The organism is Bradyrhizobium sp. SZCCHNR1015 (assembly GCF_032489875.1).
Lineage (GTDB): Bacteria > Pseudomonadota > Alphaproteobacteria > Rhizobiales > Xanthobacteraceae > Bradyrhizobium.
On the sequence record NZ_JAUEYW010000023.1, the window covers coordinates 88434 to 105136 of the forward strand.

The window sequence follows — 16703 nt, forward strand, 5'->3', positions numbered from 1 at the left end:
GGATCGCGGCCGCCGGTCAGGGCTTGCGATACACCCAGACGCGCGCCGGCGGAAGGTTCATCCAGATGCGCTCGGAGGCCTGCGTGGTGACGCCGGGCAGCGACTTCGGAATCGGCGGCACGACGGAATAGGTGAACTGCACGAACGGCGCATTCGGCGACATCGCCGCGAACGCATCGCGGATCAGCTTCATGCGCGTCAGCATCGGCTTGGTCACGAGCGGCAGGCCGGAGACGACGGCGGCGGCAGGGGCGCTGAGCACGTTCCAGAGTGTGTCGCGGAGGCGATAGGCGTCGCCCTGGACCACCTTGGCCTGCGGGTAGCGGTCGCGCAGCAACGCGCAGAAGCCCGGATTGTACTCGACCAGCACCAGCCGCTTCTGATCGACGCCGCGCTCGACCAGCGCATTGGTGATCGCGCCGGTGCCCGGTCCAAGCTCGATGACGGGGCCTGTGCCGTGCGGATCGACGTACTGCGCCATGGTCCGCGCCAGCAGCCGGCCCGACGGCATGACGGCGCCCATATGCAGCGGCTTTTCGATCCATGAGCGGAGGAAGCGCACTTCGTCGTCCAGACGGAGAGGCTTTTTCGACGCACGCACGGACGTTTGCAGGGGCATCTCGGTACCAGACGGGACCGCTTTCACGGCGATGTCAGAAAAGAGTCACAAAGACGTATAGGGCGCAGGCGGGACGGTCAAGCCGAACCGTAACGTACGATTAAGGCTGGCGGGTCCGCGCTCTTACAGTTGCATTCGATAATTTTTTGCATGTGCAGAGCAGCAAATTCGCTCGACCTCTGAATCTGAATCCCGAAATCATTCGGCGAAACCACGAGGCCGTGCTTGCTTGAACTCACGGCTCAGCTCGCCGCCTTGCCGAAGAAGTCCTTGACCTTGGTGAAGAAGCCGGCCGCCTCGGGCTGGGTCGCTCCGGACGACAACTTATCGAACTCGGCCAGCAGCTCCTGCTGCTTCTTGGTCAGGTTCTGCGGCGTCTCGACCACGATCTGGACATACATGTCGCCGGTCTGGCGCGAGCGCAGCACCGGCATGCCCTTGGACGCGATCCGGAAGCGGCGGCCGGACTGCGCTCCGGCGGGAATCTTGACCTTGGTCTTGCCCTTGTCGATCGTCGGCACCTCGAACTCGCCACCGAGCGCCGCCGTCACCATCGAGATCGGCACGCGGCAGTGCAGGTCGGCGCCGTCGCGCTGGAAGAACTCGTGAGCCGTCAGCGACAGGAAGATGTAGAGATCGCCGGGCGGTCCGCCGCGCAGGCCGGCTTCGCCCTCGCCGGCGAGACGGATGCGGGTGCCGTCCTCGACGCCCTGGGGAATGTTGACGGACAGCGTGCGGTCACGGGTGACGCGGCCGGAGCCGGAGCAGGACGGACAGGGGTCCTCGATCATCTGGCCGCGGCCATGACAGCCGGGGCAGGTGCGCTCCAGGGTGAAGAAGCCTTGGGCCTGCCGGACGCGGCCGGCGCCGCCGCACATCGCGCAGGTCTTCGGCTTGGTGCCGGCCTTGGCACCGGTGCCGGAGCAGGACTCGCAGGTCACCGAGACCGGAATCTCGATCTGTGCGGTCTTGCCCTGGAACGCCTCTTCCAGGGTGATTTCCATGTTGTAGCGCAGGTCGGCGCCGCGCTCGCGCCCGGTCCCGCCGCGCCGCTGGCCGGCCATGCCGAACAGGTCTTCGAAGATGTCGGAGAACGACGAAGCAAAGCCGGCGCCGAAGCCGTGCGCTCCGCCCATGCCGCCCTGCTCGAACGCGGCGTGGCCATAGCGGTCGTAGGCGGCGCGCTTGTCGGCGTCGCGCAGCACCTCATAGGCCTCGTTGATTTCCTTGAATTTCACTTCGCTGGAGGCATCGCCCGGATTCTTGTCCGGATGCCACTTCATGGCCAGCTTGCGGAAGGCGGCCTTGAGCTTGCCCTCGTCGGCGTCGCGTTCGACTTCCAGGGTCTCGTAGTAGCAGCGCTTGGTGGACATCAATCAAACCCGCCCGAACTTCGCCCAACAGGAACGGCTGGCGCGATCGCCGCGCGCGTTCCGGGTCAATGAAAATGACCCCCATCCAACGAGCCGCTGAAAGCGCTCTTTGGCATGGGGGCCATGGTCACTACCTCTGCCTCAGTTAAGCAGATTTCTTCTTGTCGTCGTCGACCTCGGTGAACTCCGCGTCGACCACGTCATCCTTGGCGGCGTCGCGGGCCGCATCGCTCTCGGCCTGCTGCTTGTACATCGCCTCGCCGAGCTTCATCGACGCCTGGGCCAGCGTGTTGGTCTTGGCCTTGATCGCCTCGGCATCGTCGCCCTTCAGCGCTTCCTTGAGGTCGCTGACGGCATCCTCGATGGCGCGGCGCTCGGTGTCGGCGACCTTCGAGCCATGCTCGGCCAGCGCCTTCTCGGTGGAGTGCACCAGCGCGTCGGCATGGTTCTTGGCGTCGACCGCCTCGCGGCGCTTCTTGTCCGCCGCGGCATTCGCCTCGGCGTCCTTGACCATCTTGTCGATGTCGGCTTCCGACAGGCCACCCGAGGCCTGGATGCGGATCTGCTGCTCCTTGCCGGTGGCCTTGTCCTTGGCCGAGACGTTGACGATGCCGTTGGCGTCGATGTCGAACGTCACCTCGATCTGCGGCATGCCGCGCGGGGCCGGCGGAATGCCCATCAGGTCGAACTGGCCGAGCATCTTGTTGTCGGCCGCCATCTCGCGCTCACCCTGGAAGACCCGGATGGTGACCGCGTTCTGATTGTCCTCGGCGGTCGAGAACACCTGGCTCTTCTTGGTCGGGATCGTGGTGTTGCGGTCGATGATGCGGGTGAACACGCCGCCCAGGGTCTCGATGCCCAGCGAGAGCGGGGTCACGTCGAGCAGCAGCACGTCCTTGACGTCGCCCTGCAGCACGCCGGCCTGGATCGCGGCACCGATCGCCACCACCTCGTCGGGGTTGACGCCCTTGTGCGGCTCCTTGCCGAAGAACTGCTTCACCATCTCCTGGATCTTCGGCATGCGGGTCATGCCGCCGACCAGCACCACTTCGCCGATCTCGCCGGCGGTCAGGCCGGCATCCTTCAGCGCCTTGCGGCACGGCTCGATGGTCTTCTCGACGAGGTCGGCCACCAGCGCCTCGAACTTGGCGCGGGTCAGCTTCATCGTCAGATGCTTCGGACCGGACTGGTCCGCGGTGATGAAGGGCAGGTTGATCTCGGTCTGCGTGGTCGACGACAGCTCGATCTTGGCCTTCTCGGCCGCTTCCTTGAGGCGCTGCAGAGCGAGCTTGTCGTTGCGCAGGTTGATGCCCTGCTCCTTCTGGAATTCGTCGGCGAGGTAGCTGACCAGACGCATGTCGAAGTCTTCACCGCCGAGGAAGGTGTCGCCGTTGGTCGACTTCACCTCGAACACGCCGTCGCCGATTTCAAGAATGGAGACGTCGAAGGTGCCGCCGCCGAGGTCGTACACGGCGATCGTGCCGGCCTTGGTCTTGTCGAGGCCGTAGGCGAGCGCCGCCGCGGTCGGCTCGTTGATGATGCGCAGAACCTCGAGGCCCGCGATCTTGCCGGCGTCCTTGGTGGCCTGACGCTGGGCGTCGTTGAAATAAGCGGGGACGGTGATGACGGCCTGGTCGACCTTCTGGCCGAGATGGGCTTCCGCGGTCTCCTTCATCTTCTGCAGGATGAAGGCGGAGACCTGCGAGGGCGAATAGGTCTTGCCGTCGGCCTCGACCCAGGCGTCGCCGTTGCCGGCCTTGACGATCTTGTAGGGGACGAGCTTCTTGTCCTTCTCGACCATCGGGTCATCATAGCGGCGGCCGATGAGGCGCTTGACCGCAAAGAAGGTGCGCTCGGGGTTGGTCACGGCCTGACGCTTGGCCGGCTGGCCGACCAGACGTTCGCCGTCGTCACTGAAGGCGACGATCGACGGCGTGGTGCGCATGCCCTCGGCGTTCTCGATGACCTTCGACGTTTTGCCGTCCATAACGGCCACGCACGAATTCGTGGTGCCGAGATCGATCCCGATGACCTTTCCCATGGTCTCATATCCTTCTTTTTGCGGCAGGTTGGGTGGGGCCCTGACGGCGCCCCCATCCAAAACCCCCTCAGATCAAATGCTCGCGATATTGCGACGATGAGCGTCATATAGGAGGGGGGGAGTGGCCCGCAAGGACCGGACCAGGGGTTCGACCCCACGAAAATCACGGCCCTCGCCGAACGACCTCGCGGAGTCATCAAGAAGGGCCAATCGACCTTGGCAGCGCCCTAAACGGGAGGGTGCGATCGCGGGCAGGGAGCAACGAATCCGGTACTCCGGATCTGCCCCGATGACCGAAATGCGTTGTTAACCCACGGGCCCTAGCCTGCCGCACTCCTGGGACGGGAATGAGGCATGGTCATCGACACCGATTGGGGCTTTCCGCAGCGTGCGCGCGAAGCCGGCCAGGCCACGTTCCCCGGACTGCTGATCTGCGCCATCGTGGTTGCAGCGGCGTGGCTGCGATACACCCTTCCCCTCAATGTCGATGTCAGCTGGTGGCTCCTCGTCAGCGAGCGCATGCTCGATGGCCAGCGGCTCTACGTCGACATCCTCGAGACCAATCCGCCGATGGCCGGATCGGTCTATCTGCTGGCCGTCGCGCTGGCGCGTGCGATCCATCTCAGGCCCGAATTGGCGACGAACATCCTGATCTTCGCGCTGGCCGCGGCATCCCTGACGCTGGTGTGGCTGGTGCTGCGGACATCGGCGCTGCGCCATCGCCTCGCCGACGGTTGGCTGGCGGCGTGGACGGCCGCCCTGCTCCTGATCGCGCCGATGTATGATTTCGGCCAGCGGGAACACCTGGCCCTGATCACGATCCTGCCGGCGATCGCGGTGTACATCCTGCGCGCCAGGGGCGAGCGGGTGGGCCCGGCCGCCGTGCTCATCGCCGGGCTCAGCGCCGGCCTCACGATGAGCTTCAAGCCCTATTTCGCCTTCAGCGCCGGCTTCTGCATTCTCGCCGCCGCCGCTCAGGCGCGCGACTGGCGCGTGCTGTTCGCGCTGGAGAACTGGATCGCCGCGGCGCTGGTGCTGCTCAACGCGGCCTGTATCTACCTGTTCTTTCCCGAATATTTCACGCTCATCTATCCGCTGGTCCGCGACGTCTATCTGCTCCTGAAGGCGCCGGTGCCGACCATCCTCGTGACCCTGCCGATGGGCCTGTGGCTTGCCGCAGCGATCACCATTCTCCTCCTCCAACGCCGGCAGCACGCGCGCGACGCGGCGTCTTTCACCACGCTGGCCGGATCGCTCGGATTCCTGGTGTCGTTCGTCGCGCAGCAGAAGGGCTGGGGCTATCACGCCTATCCCATGGTCGCGCTGGCGTTGCTCGCCGCCGGCCTCGCCGCGTCGGCGATCGACACCCGCCGCGACATGCGGCGCTGGCCGCAGGTCGCCACCGCTCTCGCCGGCGCCGTGCTGTTCGTGCAGACCTGCTTCTGGTTCAATGGCAGCGTCGACGTCCGGCAGATTGAAGCCCAGGTGGCGCGACTCGGGCCGCGACCGAGCATGCTGGTGCTGAGCGCGGCCGCGGTCATCGGCCACCCGATGGTGCGGACCCTCGGTGGCACCTGGATCTCGCGCCAGGAGGCGTTCTGGGTCCGGGAAATCGTCCGCCGATCGCAACAGGACGGAACCATCGATTCACAGACGGCGCAGCGGCTCGCGCCCTATGTGGAACGCGAACGCGCCGGGATCATCGCCGACTTCCGGAAGCAGCCGCCCGACGTCGTCCTGATCGACAATCAGAACAGCGACTGGGGCGATTGGGCGCGTTCCGACCCCGAGCTCAGGGCCCTGCTCGCGCCCTATGTGCTGGTACAGACCGTCGACGGCGTCGAAATCCTGAAGCGCGGCTAGCGCTGGACCATCCTGAATCCGCCTTTCGAGGCGAAATGAGCCGCGAAATGCGCCCCGCCGGAGCGCGCCGATCGCCGCAGGCGATCAAAACCGCGCGCCCGGCCTGTTGCGGGGGGCGCAAAGCCGCTAAAAGCGTGCCCGCCGAAGACCACGCTGGCGAGGACCCCCGACCGCCTCGGCGCGCGGCCCCGGTCAACGAGGCAATGTTTGATGATGATCGTTCGACTCTTCACCGCGGCCACCCTGCTGATCTCGCTGCTGCACCCCGCATGGGCCACTGACGCCGTATTTCCGCCCGGCGTCCGCATCGGGCTCGCGCCGCTGGTCGGGCTCGCCAAGGCCAAGACGTTCTCCGGCTTCGAAACCGAGGACCAGAGCGTGAAGGTGCTGCTGACCGAACTGCCCGCCGCCGCCTATGGCGAGGTGAAGAACGCGTTTACCGCCAATCCCGCCGGGACCGGCAGCGTCAAGCCGGAGAGCATCGAGACCGCCGCCGGCACCGCCTACTATACCGTCGAGAACGGCCGCGATGGCAACACGCCGGTGCGGCGCTACTCGATGATCCTGCCCGGCAACGGCTTCTCCGGCTACGTGGCCGTGCAGATCCCGGAGACCGCGAGCCGGATCTACACCGACGATGCCGTGCGCCAGATGTTCGCCTCCGCCGTCGTCCGCAAGGACGTTCCGGTCGACGAGCAGCTCGCGATGATGCCGTTCAAGGTCACCGACCTCTCCGGGTTCAAGACCATCCGCACGCTCGGGCCGGGCGCCCTGATCCTCGCCGACGGCGAGGAGGACAAGGGATTCGAGGCCGCGCCCTTCGTGGTGATCGGGCTGGTGGCCGGCGTGGCCCCGGAGGCGGGCGACCGCGCGCGCGTGGCGCAACAGGCGGCCACCACCATTCCGGGCGTCCGCGAAGCGCGCATCACGATGTCCGAGCCGATCCGCATCGACGGCCAGCCGGCCTATGAGACCCGGATCGACGCCACCAGCGGCAAGGACAATACGCCGGTGACGGTGGTGCAGTGGCTGCGCTTCGGCGGGCCAAACACGTTGCGGATCATCGGCAGTGCGCCGCGCGACCAGTGGTCGGCGGCCTTCCCGCGGTTCCGTGCCGTCCGCGACGGCATCCAGCCAAGAGGCTGAGACCAGCCCGGCATCGGACGGCGTGATCACGCCGGCTGCTCGCCGCGAGACGAACTACAAGGTCGCGCCGACAAACAAGAAGCCACGGGCATCGCTGCCCGTGGCTTCTTCGTTCGACAACAGGACGGCCGCAGAATGCGTGCCCGTGCTCGCCGTCAGGCGGCGCTGTTCGACTGATCGTTGCTCGCCGCGGGCGCCGCCTTGGCGCCGCCCTTGGACACGCCGACCAGGGCGGGGCGCAGCACGCGCTCGCCGATCATAAAGCCGGCCTGCACGACCTGCACCACCGTGCCGGACGGCACCGACGGATCCGGCACCTCGTACATCGCCTGCTGGAAATTGGGGTCGAACTTTTGCCCGGTCGGATCGAACTTCTTGACGCCGTTTTTCTCCAGCGTGTTGAGCAGCGAACGCTCGGTGAGCTCGACGCCCTCGATCAGCGACTTCAGGCCCGCATCGGCATTGTCGCGCGTCTCCGCCGGCACGGCATCGAGCGCGCGCTGCAGATTGTCGGCGATGTCGAGCACGTCACGGGCGAAGCCGGTGATGCCGTACATGCGCGCATCGGCGACCTCGCGGGCGGTCCGCTTGCGCAGATTCTCCATCTCCGCCAGCGTGCGCAGCATCTTGTCGCGCGCGTCGGCCGCCTCCTTGGCCAGGGCCTCTGCCGAGCCGGCCTCGGGATCATCGGGCATGATGTAGGGCTTGGAGACGACGGGTTCGCTGGCCTGCGCCGGGTTTTCCGGATCATTCTTATGCAGGTCGGGATCGGTCATGGACAGACTCGCAAGTTCGGCTGACGGGTTTGGGGATATGGGGCGGGATATCGTGCTTTGAGCGTCGAAAATCAAGCGCAGCCTGACCGGCCCGCCGGAGACGCCGTCCGCGGATTAACCATCTCACGCATCAGCCACCCAGCAGCCGGCTGACCAGGCGCGCGGCATAATCGACCGTCGGAATCACCCGGGCATAGTTGAGCCGGGTCGGACCGATGACGCCGAGCACGCCGACGATGCGACCCGTGGCGTCGGAATAGGGCGACACGATCGTCGACGAGCCCGACAGCGAGAACAGCTTGTTCTCCGAGCCGATGAAGATGCGGACACCTTCCGCGCTCTCCGCGCGCCCGAGCAGATCGACGACGCCGCGCTTGGTTTCGAGATCGTCGAACAGCCGCCGGACACGCTCGAGATCTTCGAGCGCATGCAGGTCCTCGAGCAGGTTGGCGTGGCCGCGCACGATGAGCTGCCGCTCGTCGCTGTCGCCGCCGGACCAGCTCGCGACGCCGGCGGCGATCACCTTCTGCGTCAGCTGGTCGAGCTCGGCACGGTCGTGCGCCAGCGCGGTCTCGAGCTCGAGCCGCGCTTCCGCCAGCGTCCGCCCTCTGATCCGGGCGTTGAGGAAATTGGACGCCTCGGTCAATGCCGAGGACGGCACGCCCGGCGGCAGGGTCAGGACCCGGTTCTCGACCTGTCCTTCCTCGCCGACCAGAACGACGAGCGCGCGCTCGGGCTCGAGCCTGACGAACTCGATGTGCTTCAGCCGGGTGTTGGATTTGGCGGTCAGAACCACGGCGGCGGCACGGGTCAGACCCGACAGCCGGGTCAGCGCTTCATCCAGCGCCGCCTCGACCGATTGCGCCCGGCCGACGGCCGCGAGCTGGCTCTGGATCGACTGCCGCTCGGCCTCCGTCATGTCGCCAACCTGCATCAGGGCGTCGACGAAGAAGCGCAGGCCGGCTTCGGTGGGCAGCCGGCCGGCCGAGGTGTGCGGCGCGTAGATCAGGCCGAGCTGCTCGAGATCGGCCATGACGTTGCGCACCGAGGCCGGCGACAGCGGAACCGCGATCAGCCGCGAAATGTTGCGCGAGCCGACCGGCTCGCCGGTCGCCAGATAGCTTTCGACGATCTGCCGGAAGATCTCGCGCGAGCGCTCGTTCAGCTGCGCCAGACCGGCCGGCGGTGTCATCAGGTTGATCGGATCGTGGTGGGCCACCAGATGCACTCCTCCCAGCTGCCTATAATGTGTCCATGCGGCGGCTCGGTGGCAAGCCGGTCATGAGGAGGGGGCTCCGGGAGCGACGGGCCCTTGATAAACCCTTGCCGCTGCCGGTCGCGGCTCCTACAAGGCCGTCAAACACCCTCTTTCGCCTCTTTCACGGAGAGAATCATGCGGCCGAGCCGCCGTGCACCGGATGAACTGCGGGCCGTGAGCCTGGAACGCGGCGTCGTCAAATACGCCGAGGGCTCCTGCCTGGTGAAGTTCGGCGACACCCATGTGCTGGTCACCGCCACGCTCGAGGACCGGCTGCCGCCCTGGCTCAAGGGCCAGGGACGCGGCTGGATCACCGCCGAATACGGCATGCTGCCACGCGCCACGCTGGAGCGAACCCGGCGCGAGGCCTCCGCCGGCAAGCAGACCGGCCGCACCGTCGAGATCCAGCGCCTGATCGGCCGCTCGCTGCGCACCGCGATCGACCTGGAAGCGCTCGGCGAGCGCCAGATCACGGTGGACTGCGACGTGCTGCAGGCCGATGGCGGCACGCGCACGGCGTCGATCACCGGCGCCTGGGTCGCGCTGGCCGACTGCATCAAGTGGATGAAGTCGCGCAACATGATCAAGACCGAGGTGCTGCGCGCCAACGTCGCCGCGATCTCCTGCGGTATCTACAACGGCACGCCGGTGCTCGATCTCGACTACGCTGAGGATTCCGAGGCGGAGACCGATGCCAATTTCGTCATGACCGGCGACGGCCGCATCATCGAGGTGCAGGGCACGGCGGAGAAGACGCCGTTCACCGAGGCCGAGTTCCTGGCGCTGATGGCGCTCGCCCGCAAGGGCGTCGCGCGGCTGGTCGACCTGCAGAAGATGGCGGTCGCGTGAACGGTCCGCGCCGCAGGCTCACCGGTCGCATCGTCATCGCGACCCACAATCCCGGCAAGCTTGCCGAGATGCGCGAGCTGCTCGCCCCCCATGGCGTCGAGGCGGTGTCGGCCGGCGATCTCGGCCTGGGCGAGCCGGACGAGACCGGCGAGACCTTCCAGGCCAACGCCCGCATCAAGGCGGTCGCCGCGGCCAAGGCCGCGCAGCTTCCGGCCTTTGCCGACGATTCCGGCATCGTGGTTCACGCCCTCGACGGTGCGCCGGGGATCTATTCGGCGCGCTGGGCCGGACCGGACAAGGATTTCACCGGCGCGATGACGCGGATCGAGCGCCTGCTGCAGGAGCGCGGCGCCGCGGGTGCCGACCAGCGCGGCGCTCATTTCGTCTCGGCGCTGTGCGTGGCATGGCCGGACGGCCATGTCGAGGAGGTCGAGGCGAGGGTCGACGGCACGCTGGTCTGGCCGCCGCGCGGCACGGCCGGCTTCGGCTACGACCCGATGTTCCTGCCAGAAGGGCACGATCGCACGTTCGGCGAGATGACCAGCATCGAGAAGCACGGCCTGCCGCCGCTCGGCCTCGGCCTGTCGCACCGGGCGCGCGCCTTCGTGAAGCTCGCGGAGATCTGCCTTGACCAGCGCTGACAGCGAAGCGTTCGGCGTCTATGTGCACTGGCCGTTCTGCCTGTCGAAATGTCCGTATTGCGACTTCAACAGCCATGTCCGGCATGCGGCCATCGACCAGGAGCGCTACGCCCGCGCCTTCGCCCAGGAGATCGCGACCACCGCCGCCCGCATTGGGCCGCGCACCGTCAGCTCGATCTTTCTCGGCGGCGGCACGCCGTCGCTGATGCAGCCGCAGACCGTCGGCGCGATTCTCGACGCGATCGGCCGGCACTGGCATGTCGCCGCTGACGTCGAGGTGTCGCTGGAAGCCAATCCGACCAGCGTCGAGGCGACGCGCTTTGCCGGCTACCGCGCTGCCGGCGTCAACCGCGTCTCGCTCGGCGTCCAGGCGATGGACGATGCGTCGCTCAAGATGCTGGGCCGACTGCACACGGCCGAGGAGGCGATGAAGGCGGTGGCGATCGCGCGCAATGCCTTCGAGCGCTATTCGTTCGATCTGATCTATGCCCGGCCCGACCAGACGCCGGCGATGTGGACCGAGGAGCTGACGCGCGCGATCAGCGAGGCAGCCGAGCATTTGTCGCTGTATCAACTGACCATCGAGGAAGGCACGCCATTCTTCGGCCTGCATGCCGCGGGCAAGCTGAAGACGCCGGATGAAGGCCTGGCGCGCACCTTGTACGACGTCACGCAGGAGGTCTGCGGCCGTCACGGGCTGCCGGCCTACGAGATCTCCAACCATGCCCGCCCAGGCGCGGAGTGCCGGCACAACCTGATCTATTGGCGTGGCCAGGAATATGCCGGCATCGGTCCCGGCGCCCATGGCCGGCTCGACATCGGCGGCATCAGACACGCGACCGCAACCGACAAGCGGCCCGAGGCCTGGCTGATGCGGGTCGAGTCCAACGGTCACGGTGTGATGACCGACGACGAGCTCAATCGCGAGGAGCGCGCCGACGAATTCCTGCTGATGGGGCTGCGACTGGCCGAGGGCATCGACCCGCAGCGCTACGCGAGGATCTCCGGCCGCACGCTCGATCCGCGCCGCATCGCGCTGCTGCGCGAGGAGGGCGCCATCGCGGTCGATCCGGACGGGCGGCTGCGCGTGACCCAGGACGGCTTTCCGGTGCTCGACGCGGTCGTCGCTGACCTCGCCGCCTGAGACGTGCTGCGACTCACGTCGCGCTGAAGCTTTTCGGCGCGCCGGCGACGGTCTGTCCGCCCCCCGAACCGACGCGCATCACCGCAAGCCCGCGCTCATTGGTGCCGTCGCTGCGGAACCGGAACAGGCCATCTATGCCCGCGAAGCCGGACGCATTGGTCAGGACGTCGGGCGCGAAACGCTGGTTGCCCTGGGTGCGCGCCAGCGCGGCCACGAGCGCCACCGCATCATAGGCGAGGGTCGCGGTGCGTACGGGATCGCCGCCGAATCGCGTCCGGTAGCGTCCGGCGAAAGCGCGGAAGCCGGACGGATCCGGCGCGGCATAGAGGCCGCCCTGCAGGCTGGCGCTGGCATAGACGCGCGGATTGTCCCACAGCCCGGTGCCGAGCAGCTGGATGTTGCGCAGATTGGCGCCGGCAGCGGTCAGCGCATCGGCCGTCGCCGCGACCGATTCGCCGTCGTCGGCCAGCAGCAGCGCATCGGCGCCGCCGAGCGCCTGCGCCACCGTGCGCGCCGGCCCGGTGCGGTCGCCGGAATATTTCTCGAATGCCACGATGCGTCCGCCGCGGCGGCTGACCGCAGTCTTGAACGCCCCCTCGACGACGGTGCCATAGGCATTGTCGGGCAGCAGCGCCGCGAACGAGCGTTTGCCGACGCTGGCGGAATATTCGACGATGCGGCTCGCATCGGACTCCGGCAGGAAGCTGAGCAGATAGACGCCGCGCCCCGCCACGCTCGAATCCGTCGAGAAGGCGATGACCGAGATGTTGCGCGTGCGCGCCACCTGGGCCGTCGCCGGCACCGAGCCCGCGAACAGAGGCCCGAGGATGATCTCGGCGCCTTCGTCGCAGGCCTGTTGCGCGCCCTGCTGCGCGCCTTGCGGGCTGCCGGCGTCATCCTTGATCAGGAGCTGGATGTTGGGGTTCTGAAACTCGGCCAATGCCATCTCGGCCGCGTTCTTCATCGATTGCGCGGCGACGCCGGCATTGCCCGACGCCGACAGCGGCAGAATCAGCCCGACCTTGACCTGGCCGTTACCGGCCACCGCCGGCTGCTGCGGCGGTCCCGCCGGCGCCGTCGGCTGCTCGAACGGATTGAAGCCCTGCTGCACGTTGGAGCACGCCGACAGCAGCGGCGCGCCGACGATCAGGCCCAGCGCCGTTCGCCGGGCGACCCCATGGGGTCCCGGACCGAGAGAGTTGGGATGACGCGGGCCCACCATGGCATCTCTTCGTTCGGCCGAGACCGGCCAGAAGTTCCCCAAACGCACGTCCGCAAGGCCGTGCCGATTCACTCATATTGTCGACGAATAGTTAAGCAAAACAAAAGGCTGTCAGCGCCACACCGCCGATCAATTCGACGTTTTGCACGGCCTATCCCCTGCTCGTCCACACCCCTATCGATGTGCCGTTTCGGACTTGAATCGGCGATGAATGGCGACGCGGCGATGCCGATCCCGGAACTTCAAATCGCCGCGCGGCTGTTCCCCTGTGGCAATCCCGCGGCAGGCCCTTTAAATTACCTCGATGGGCGCGAAGGCAATCCCCAAGACGTCGCCGGACGACGGCAAATCTTCCACCACGTCGACCTATCTGGTGGCGGGGCAGATCGTTGCGGCGCCCAAGGCCCGGCCTGGATTGCATCTGGTGGCGACGCCGATCGGCAATCTCGGCGACATCACGCTGCGCGCGCTGGAAACCCTGGCCGGCGCCGATCTCATCTTGTGCGAGGACACCCGAATCACGCGACGCCTGACCGAGCGTTATGGCCTGGCCGCGGAACTCGCAGCCTATCACGAGCACAATGCCGAAGCCGTCAGGCCCAGGATTCTGCAGAGCCTCGCCGAAGGCGCGGCCATCGCGCTGGTGTCCGACGCCGGCACGCCGCTGATCTCGGACCCCGGCTACAAGCTGGTGCGCGAGGCGTGCGCGGCCGGGCATGACGTCACCGCGCTGCCGGGCCCGTCCGCCGTGCTCGCGGCGCTCAGCGTCGCGGCGCTGCCGACCGACCGCTTCTTCTTCGAGGGATTCCTGCTGGCCAGGCAGCAGGCGCGACGCGCGCGGCTGGCCGAGCTCGCGCGCATCGACGCGACGCTGGTGCTGTTCGAGGCCGGCAGCCGGGTTCAGGAGACGCTGGCCGATCTCGCCGAGGCCATGGCGGGACGCCAGGCCGCGATCTGCCGCGAGCTGACCAAGCTGCATGAGGAGGTGCTGCGCGGCGCCATCGGCGATCTCGCTGCAGCGGCTGGCGATCTCGAAACCCGCGGCGAATTCGTGCTGGTGATCGGTCCGCCGCCGCGCGGCGCCGGGGTGCTGACGCCGGATGCGCTCGATGCCGTACTGAAGGATCTGCTGCAGCGATCGAGCGTCAAGGATGCCGTCATGCATGCGGTCGAGCTCTCCGGCCGGCCGCGCCGCGAAGTCTATGCGCGCGCGCTCGAGCTGGCGAAGGACGCGCGGTCAGGGTCGGCCGATGGCGAAGACTGAGCGCGCGTCCGCCGACAAGCCGGCCAAGACGGCGGCGCCGGAGCGCGTCGCCGCCTTTCGCACCGGACTATCGGCGGAGACCCGCGCGGCAGCGCTGCTGATCGCCAAGGGCTATCGCATCCTCGCCAAGCGCTTCCGCACGCCGCATGGCGAGATCGACATCATCGCGCGCAAGCGCGGCCTCGTGGCGTTCGTCGAGGTCAAGGCGCGCGCCTCGCTCGACGATGCCGCCTATGCGGTGACGCCGCGCCAGCAGCAGCGCATCATCAATGCCGCGCAGGCGTGGCTGATGGCGCATCCCGACCATGCCGAATTGGAGCTGCGCTTCGACGCGATTCTGGTTGCGCCGCGCAGCCTGCCGCGCCATCTGGTAGCGGCGTTCGACGCCAGCACCTGACATGAACTGATTGCAGAGAGCAGGGACCTGCCCATGAAACTGAACGTCGCCGTCCAGATGGACCCCATCGCGCGCATCAACATCCGCGGCGACTCCACCTTCGCGATGCTCCTCGAAGCGCAGAGGCGCGGCCATGGCCTGTGCTATTACACGCCGGACAAGCTGTCGCTGCGCGGCGAGGAGCTGTATGCGCCGGTGCAGGCGCTGACGGTGCGCGACCAGGTCGACGACCACTTCACGCTCGGCGAACCGAAGCCGACCGCGCTGACCTCGTTCGACGTCGTGCTCCTGCGCCAGGATCCGCCGTTCGATCTCGCCTACATCACCTCGACGCATTTCCTCGAGCGCATCCATCCGAAGACGCTGGTGGTCAATGATCCCGCGAGCGTGCGCAACGCGCCGGAAAAGCTGTTCGTGATGAACTTCCCGCAACTGATGCCGCCGACTTTGATTTCGCGCGACCTCGACGAGATCAACGCCTTCCGCGATCAGCACGGCGCCGTGGTGATGAAGCCGCTGCATGGCCATGGCGGCGCGGCGGTGTTCCGCGTCATGCCGCAGGACATGAATTTCGGCTCGCTGTTCGACATGTTCTCGGTGACGTTCAAGGAGCCCTGGGTGATCCAGCGCTTTCTCCCCGAGGTGAAGCATGGCGACAAGCGCATCATCCTGGTCGACGGCGAGTTCGCCGGCGCCGTCAACCGCGTGCCGGCGGCGGACGATCTGCGCTCCAACATGGTGCGCGGCGGCGCCGCGCAGGCCACCGATCTCAGCGCCCGCGAGCGCGAGATCTGCGACACGCTGGGTCCGGAGTTGCGCGCGCGCGGGCTATTGCTGGTCGGCATCGACGTGATCGACGGCAACCTCACCGAGATCAACGTGACCTCGCCGACCGGCATCCGGGCGATCTCGCGGCTCGGCGGACCCGACATCGCGGCCCGCGTATGGGACGTCATCGAGAGCAAACGGCGCTGATCAAGCGCCGTCCCACTTCGCTGGGGATCAGGCCAACCAACGCGATCAGTCCGATGCGTCAGAGGCAAGGCGGAATCGCTGACATCGGCGCAATTCATGCTATGACGCCATTCTCATGCGTCTCGTCCTGACCACCTGGAACATCAACTCGGTGCGCCTGCGCATCGACCTCGTCGCCAAGCTCATCAAGCAGGTCAGGCCCGATGTCCTGTGCCTGCAGGAGACCAAGTGCATCGACGACGCTTTCCCGCTGAAGCGCTTCAAGCGGCTCGGCTATGAGCACGTCGCACTGAACGGGCAGAAGGGCTATCACGGCGTCGCCGTGATCTCGAAATGGCCGTTCGACGAGACCAACGTCCGCACCTTCTGCGACAAGGTGGATTCGCGCCACATCACGGTGGCGTTCGGCGAGAAGGCGCAGCTCACCCAGCCGCTGGTGCTGCACAATTTCTATGTGCCGGCCGGCGGCGACATTCCCGATCCCGCGCTCAATCCCAAATTCGAGCACAAGCTGCAATTCCTCGACGAACTGAAGGCGTGCGAGCCGCTGCATCCGCGCGGCGACGACCGGCATATCCTGGTCGGCGACCTCAACGTCGCGCCGCATGAGCACGACGTCTGGTCGCACAAGCAGCTCCTGAAGGTGGTGTCGCACACGCCGATCGAATGCGAGAAGCTGCTGGCGGCGCAGACCCATGGCGAATGGGTCGACGTCGCCCGCGAACGCATCCCGATGTCGGAGAAGGTCTACACGTGGTGGAGCTACCGCGCCGCCGACTGGACCGTGGGTGATCGCGGCCGAAGGCTCGACCACATCTGGGTGTCACGCGCCTTGAAGGACCGGGTCAGCGACTTCAGGATCCTGCGCGACGCCCGCAGCTGGGAGCGGCCGTCCGATCACGTGCCGGTCACGGTGACGCTGGACGTTTGACGGCGCGACCAGACAGACCCGTCAGTGCCGAGTTTGTCATTCGCCTGTCCCCACATCGTGATGCCCGGGCTTGTCCCGGGCATCCACGCCGTTCTTAGCACGCCGGACGACGTGGATGGCCGGGACGAGCCCACGGCTGTCCGGTTCAGCTTCCGCATATTGCGAGGCTCAACTGTTGTGGGTTTTTGGCAAGTTGGGGTGGCC

Annotated in this window: 15 protein-coding genes; 9 read left to right on the top strand and 6 right to left on the bottom strand. The window is 67.1% G+C overall.

Going from position 1 to position 16703, the window contains the following annotated elements; all coding sequences use genetic code 11:
- Window positions 1-16: 16 nt before the first annotated feature.
- From QX128_RS30755 to dnaK, 3 genes are all read right to left on the bottom strand, one after another.
- Complete coding sequence (locus tag QX128_RS30755; protein ID WP_315805613.1) at window positions 17-619, bottom strand: class I SAM-dependent methyltransferase; 603 nt, start codon at window positions 617-619, stop codon at window positions 17-19.
- A gap of 242 nt (window positions 620-861) precedes the next feature.
- Window positions 862-1992 carry a molecular chaperone DnaJ gene (gene dnaJ / locus QX128_RS30760; protein WP_316239396.1) on the bottom strand — a complete coding sequence of 377 codons (1131 nt, stop codon included), beginning with the start codon at window positions 1990-1992 and terminating at the stop codon, window positions 862-864.
- A 145-nt stretch (window positions 1993-2137) separates the two neighbouring features.
- Entirely contained in the window at window positions 2138-4033 is a 1896-nt protein-coding gene (gene dnaK, locus QX128_RS30765; protein ID WP_315805611.1) for a molecular chaperone DnaK, read from the bottom strand.
- Between the two features lie 354 nt (window positions 4034-4387).
- Between dnaK and QX128_RS30770 the strand changes: the two genes are divergently transcribed.
- Together QX128_RS30770 and QX128_RS30775 are read left to right on the top strand one after the other, a co-directional pair.
- Window positions 4388-5896 (top strand): hypothetical protein, encoded by a 1509-nt coding sequence (locus tag QX128_RS30770; RefSeq protein WP_315805610.1) that lies wholly within the window; start codon window positions 4388-4390, stop codon window positions 5894-5896.
- A gap of 210 nt (window positions 5897-6106) precedes the next feature.
- Entirely contained in the window at window positions 6107-7042 is a 936-nt protein-coding gene (locus tag QX128_RS30775) for a hypothetical protein (protein WP_315805609.1), read from the top strand.
- Window positions 7043-7197: 155 nt separating this feature from the next.
- Here QX128_RS30775 and grpE read toward each other — a convergent pair whose 3' ends face one another.
- Both grpE and hrcA read right to left on the bottom strand, forming a co-directional pair.
- Window positions 7198-7818, bottom strand: coding sequence for a nucleotide exchange factor GrpE (grpE, locus tag QX128_RS30780; protein ID WP_315805608.1), 621 nt, complete (start codon window positions 7816-7818; stop codon window positions 7198-7200).
- A 130-nt stretch (window positions 7819-7948) separates the two neighbouring features.
- On the bottom strand, window positions 7949-9037 hold the full coding sequence (gene hrcA, locus QX128_RS30785; RefSeq protein WP_315805607.1) for a heat-inducible transcriptional repressor HrcA: 1089 nt from the start codon (window positions 9035-9037) through the stop codon (window positions 7949-7951).
- Window positions 9038-9211: 174 nt separating this feature from the next.
- Here hrcA and rph point away from each other — a divergent pair, with 174 nt between their 5' ends.
- The 3 genes from rph to hemW are packed head-to-tail and all read left to right on the top strand — an operon-like array spanning window position 9212 to window position 11710.
- Complete coding sequence (gene rph / locus QX128_RS30790; RefSeq protein ID WP_315716822.1) at window positions 9212-9925, top strand: ribonuclease PH; 714 nt, start codon at window positions 9212-9214, stop codon at window positions 9923-9925.
- Window positions 9922-10566, top strand: a complete 645-nt coding sequence (rdgB, locus tag QX128_RS30795) for an RdgB/HAM1 family non-canonical purine NTP pyrophosphatase (RefSeq protein ID WP_316239397.1) — start codon at window positions 9922-9924, stop codon at window positions 10564-10566. Before rph ends, rdgB begins: the two co-directional genes overlap by 4 nt.
- Entirely contained in the window at window positions 10553-11710 is a 1158-nt protein-coding gene (gene hemW, locus QX128_RS30800; RefSeq protein ID WP_316239398.1) for a radical SAM family heme chaperone HemW, read from the top strand. The genes rdgB and hemW overlap by 14 nt, the downstream gene beginning before the upstream one ends.
- A gap of 13 nt (window positions 11711-11723) precedes the next feature.
- On the opposite strand, the gene QX128_RS30805 is transcribed toward hemW, so the two are convergent.
- Window positions 11724-12932 (bottom strand): penicillin-binding protein activator, encoded by a 1209-nt coding sequence (locus QX128_RS30805; protein WP_316239399.1) that lies wholly within the window; start codon window positions 12930-12932, stop codon window positions 11724-11726.
- Between the two features lie 304 nt (window positions 12933-13236).
- On the opposite strand from QX128_RS30805, the gene rsmI reads away from it, so the two are divergent.
- From rsmI to QX128_RS30825, 4 genes are all read left to right on the top strand, one after another.
- A complete protein-coding gene (gene rsmI / locus QX128_RS30810; protein WP_316239400.1) occupies window positions 13237-14196 on the top strand; it encodes a 16S rRNA (cytidine(1402)-2'-O)-methyltransferase in 960 nt (319 codons plus the stop codon).
- Window positions 14183-14593 carry a YraN family protein gene (locus QX128_RS30815; protein WP_316215417.1) on the top strand — a complete coding sequence of 137 codons (411 nt, stop codon included), beginning with the start codon at window positions 14183-14185 and terminating at the stop codon, window positions 14591-14593. The genes rsmI and QX128_RS30815 overlap by 14 nt, the downstream gene beginning before the upstream one ends.
- Before the next feature lie 33 nt (window positions 14594-14626).
- On the top strand, window positions 14627-15568 hold the full coding sequence (gene gshB / locus QX128_RS30820) for a glutathione synthase (protein WP_316239401.1): 942 nt from the start codon (window positions 14627-14629) through the stop codon (window positions 15566-15568).
- Between the two features lie 115 nt (window positions 15569-15683).
- The gene (locus tag QX128_RS30825) at window positions 15684-16499 is read left to right on the top strand and encodes an exodeoxyribonuclease III (RefSeq protein WP_316239402.1); all 816 of its coding nucleotides are present in this window, start codon (window positions 15684-15686) and stop codon (window positions 16497-16499) included.
- The last annotated feature ends 204 nt before the right edge of the window (window positions 16500-16703 follow it).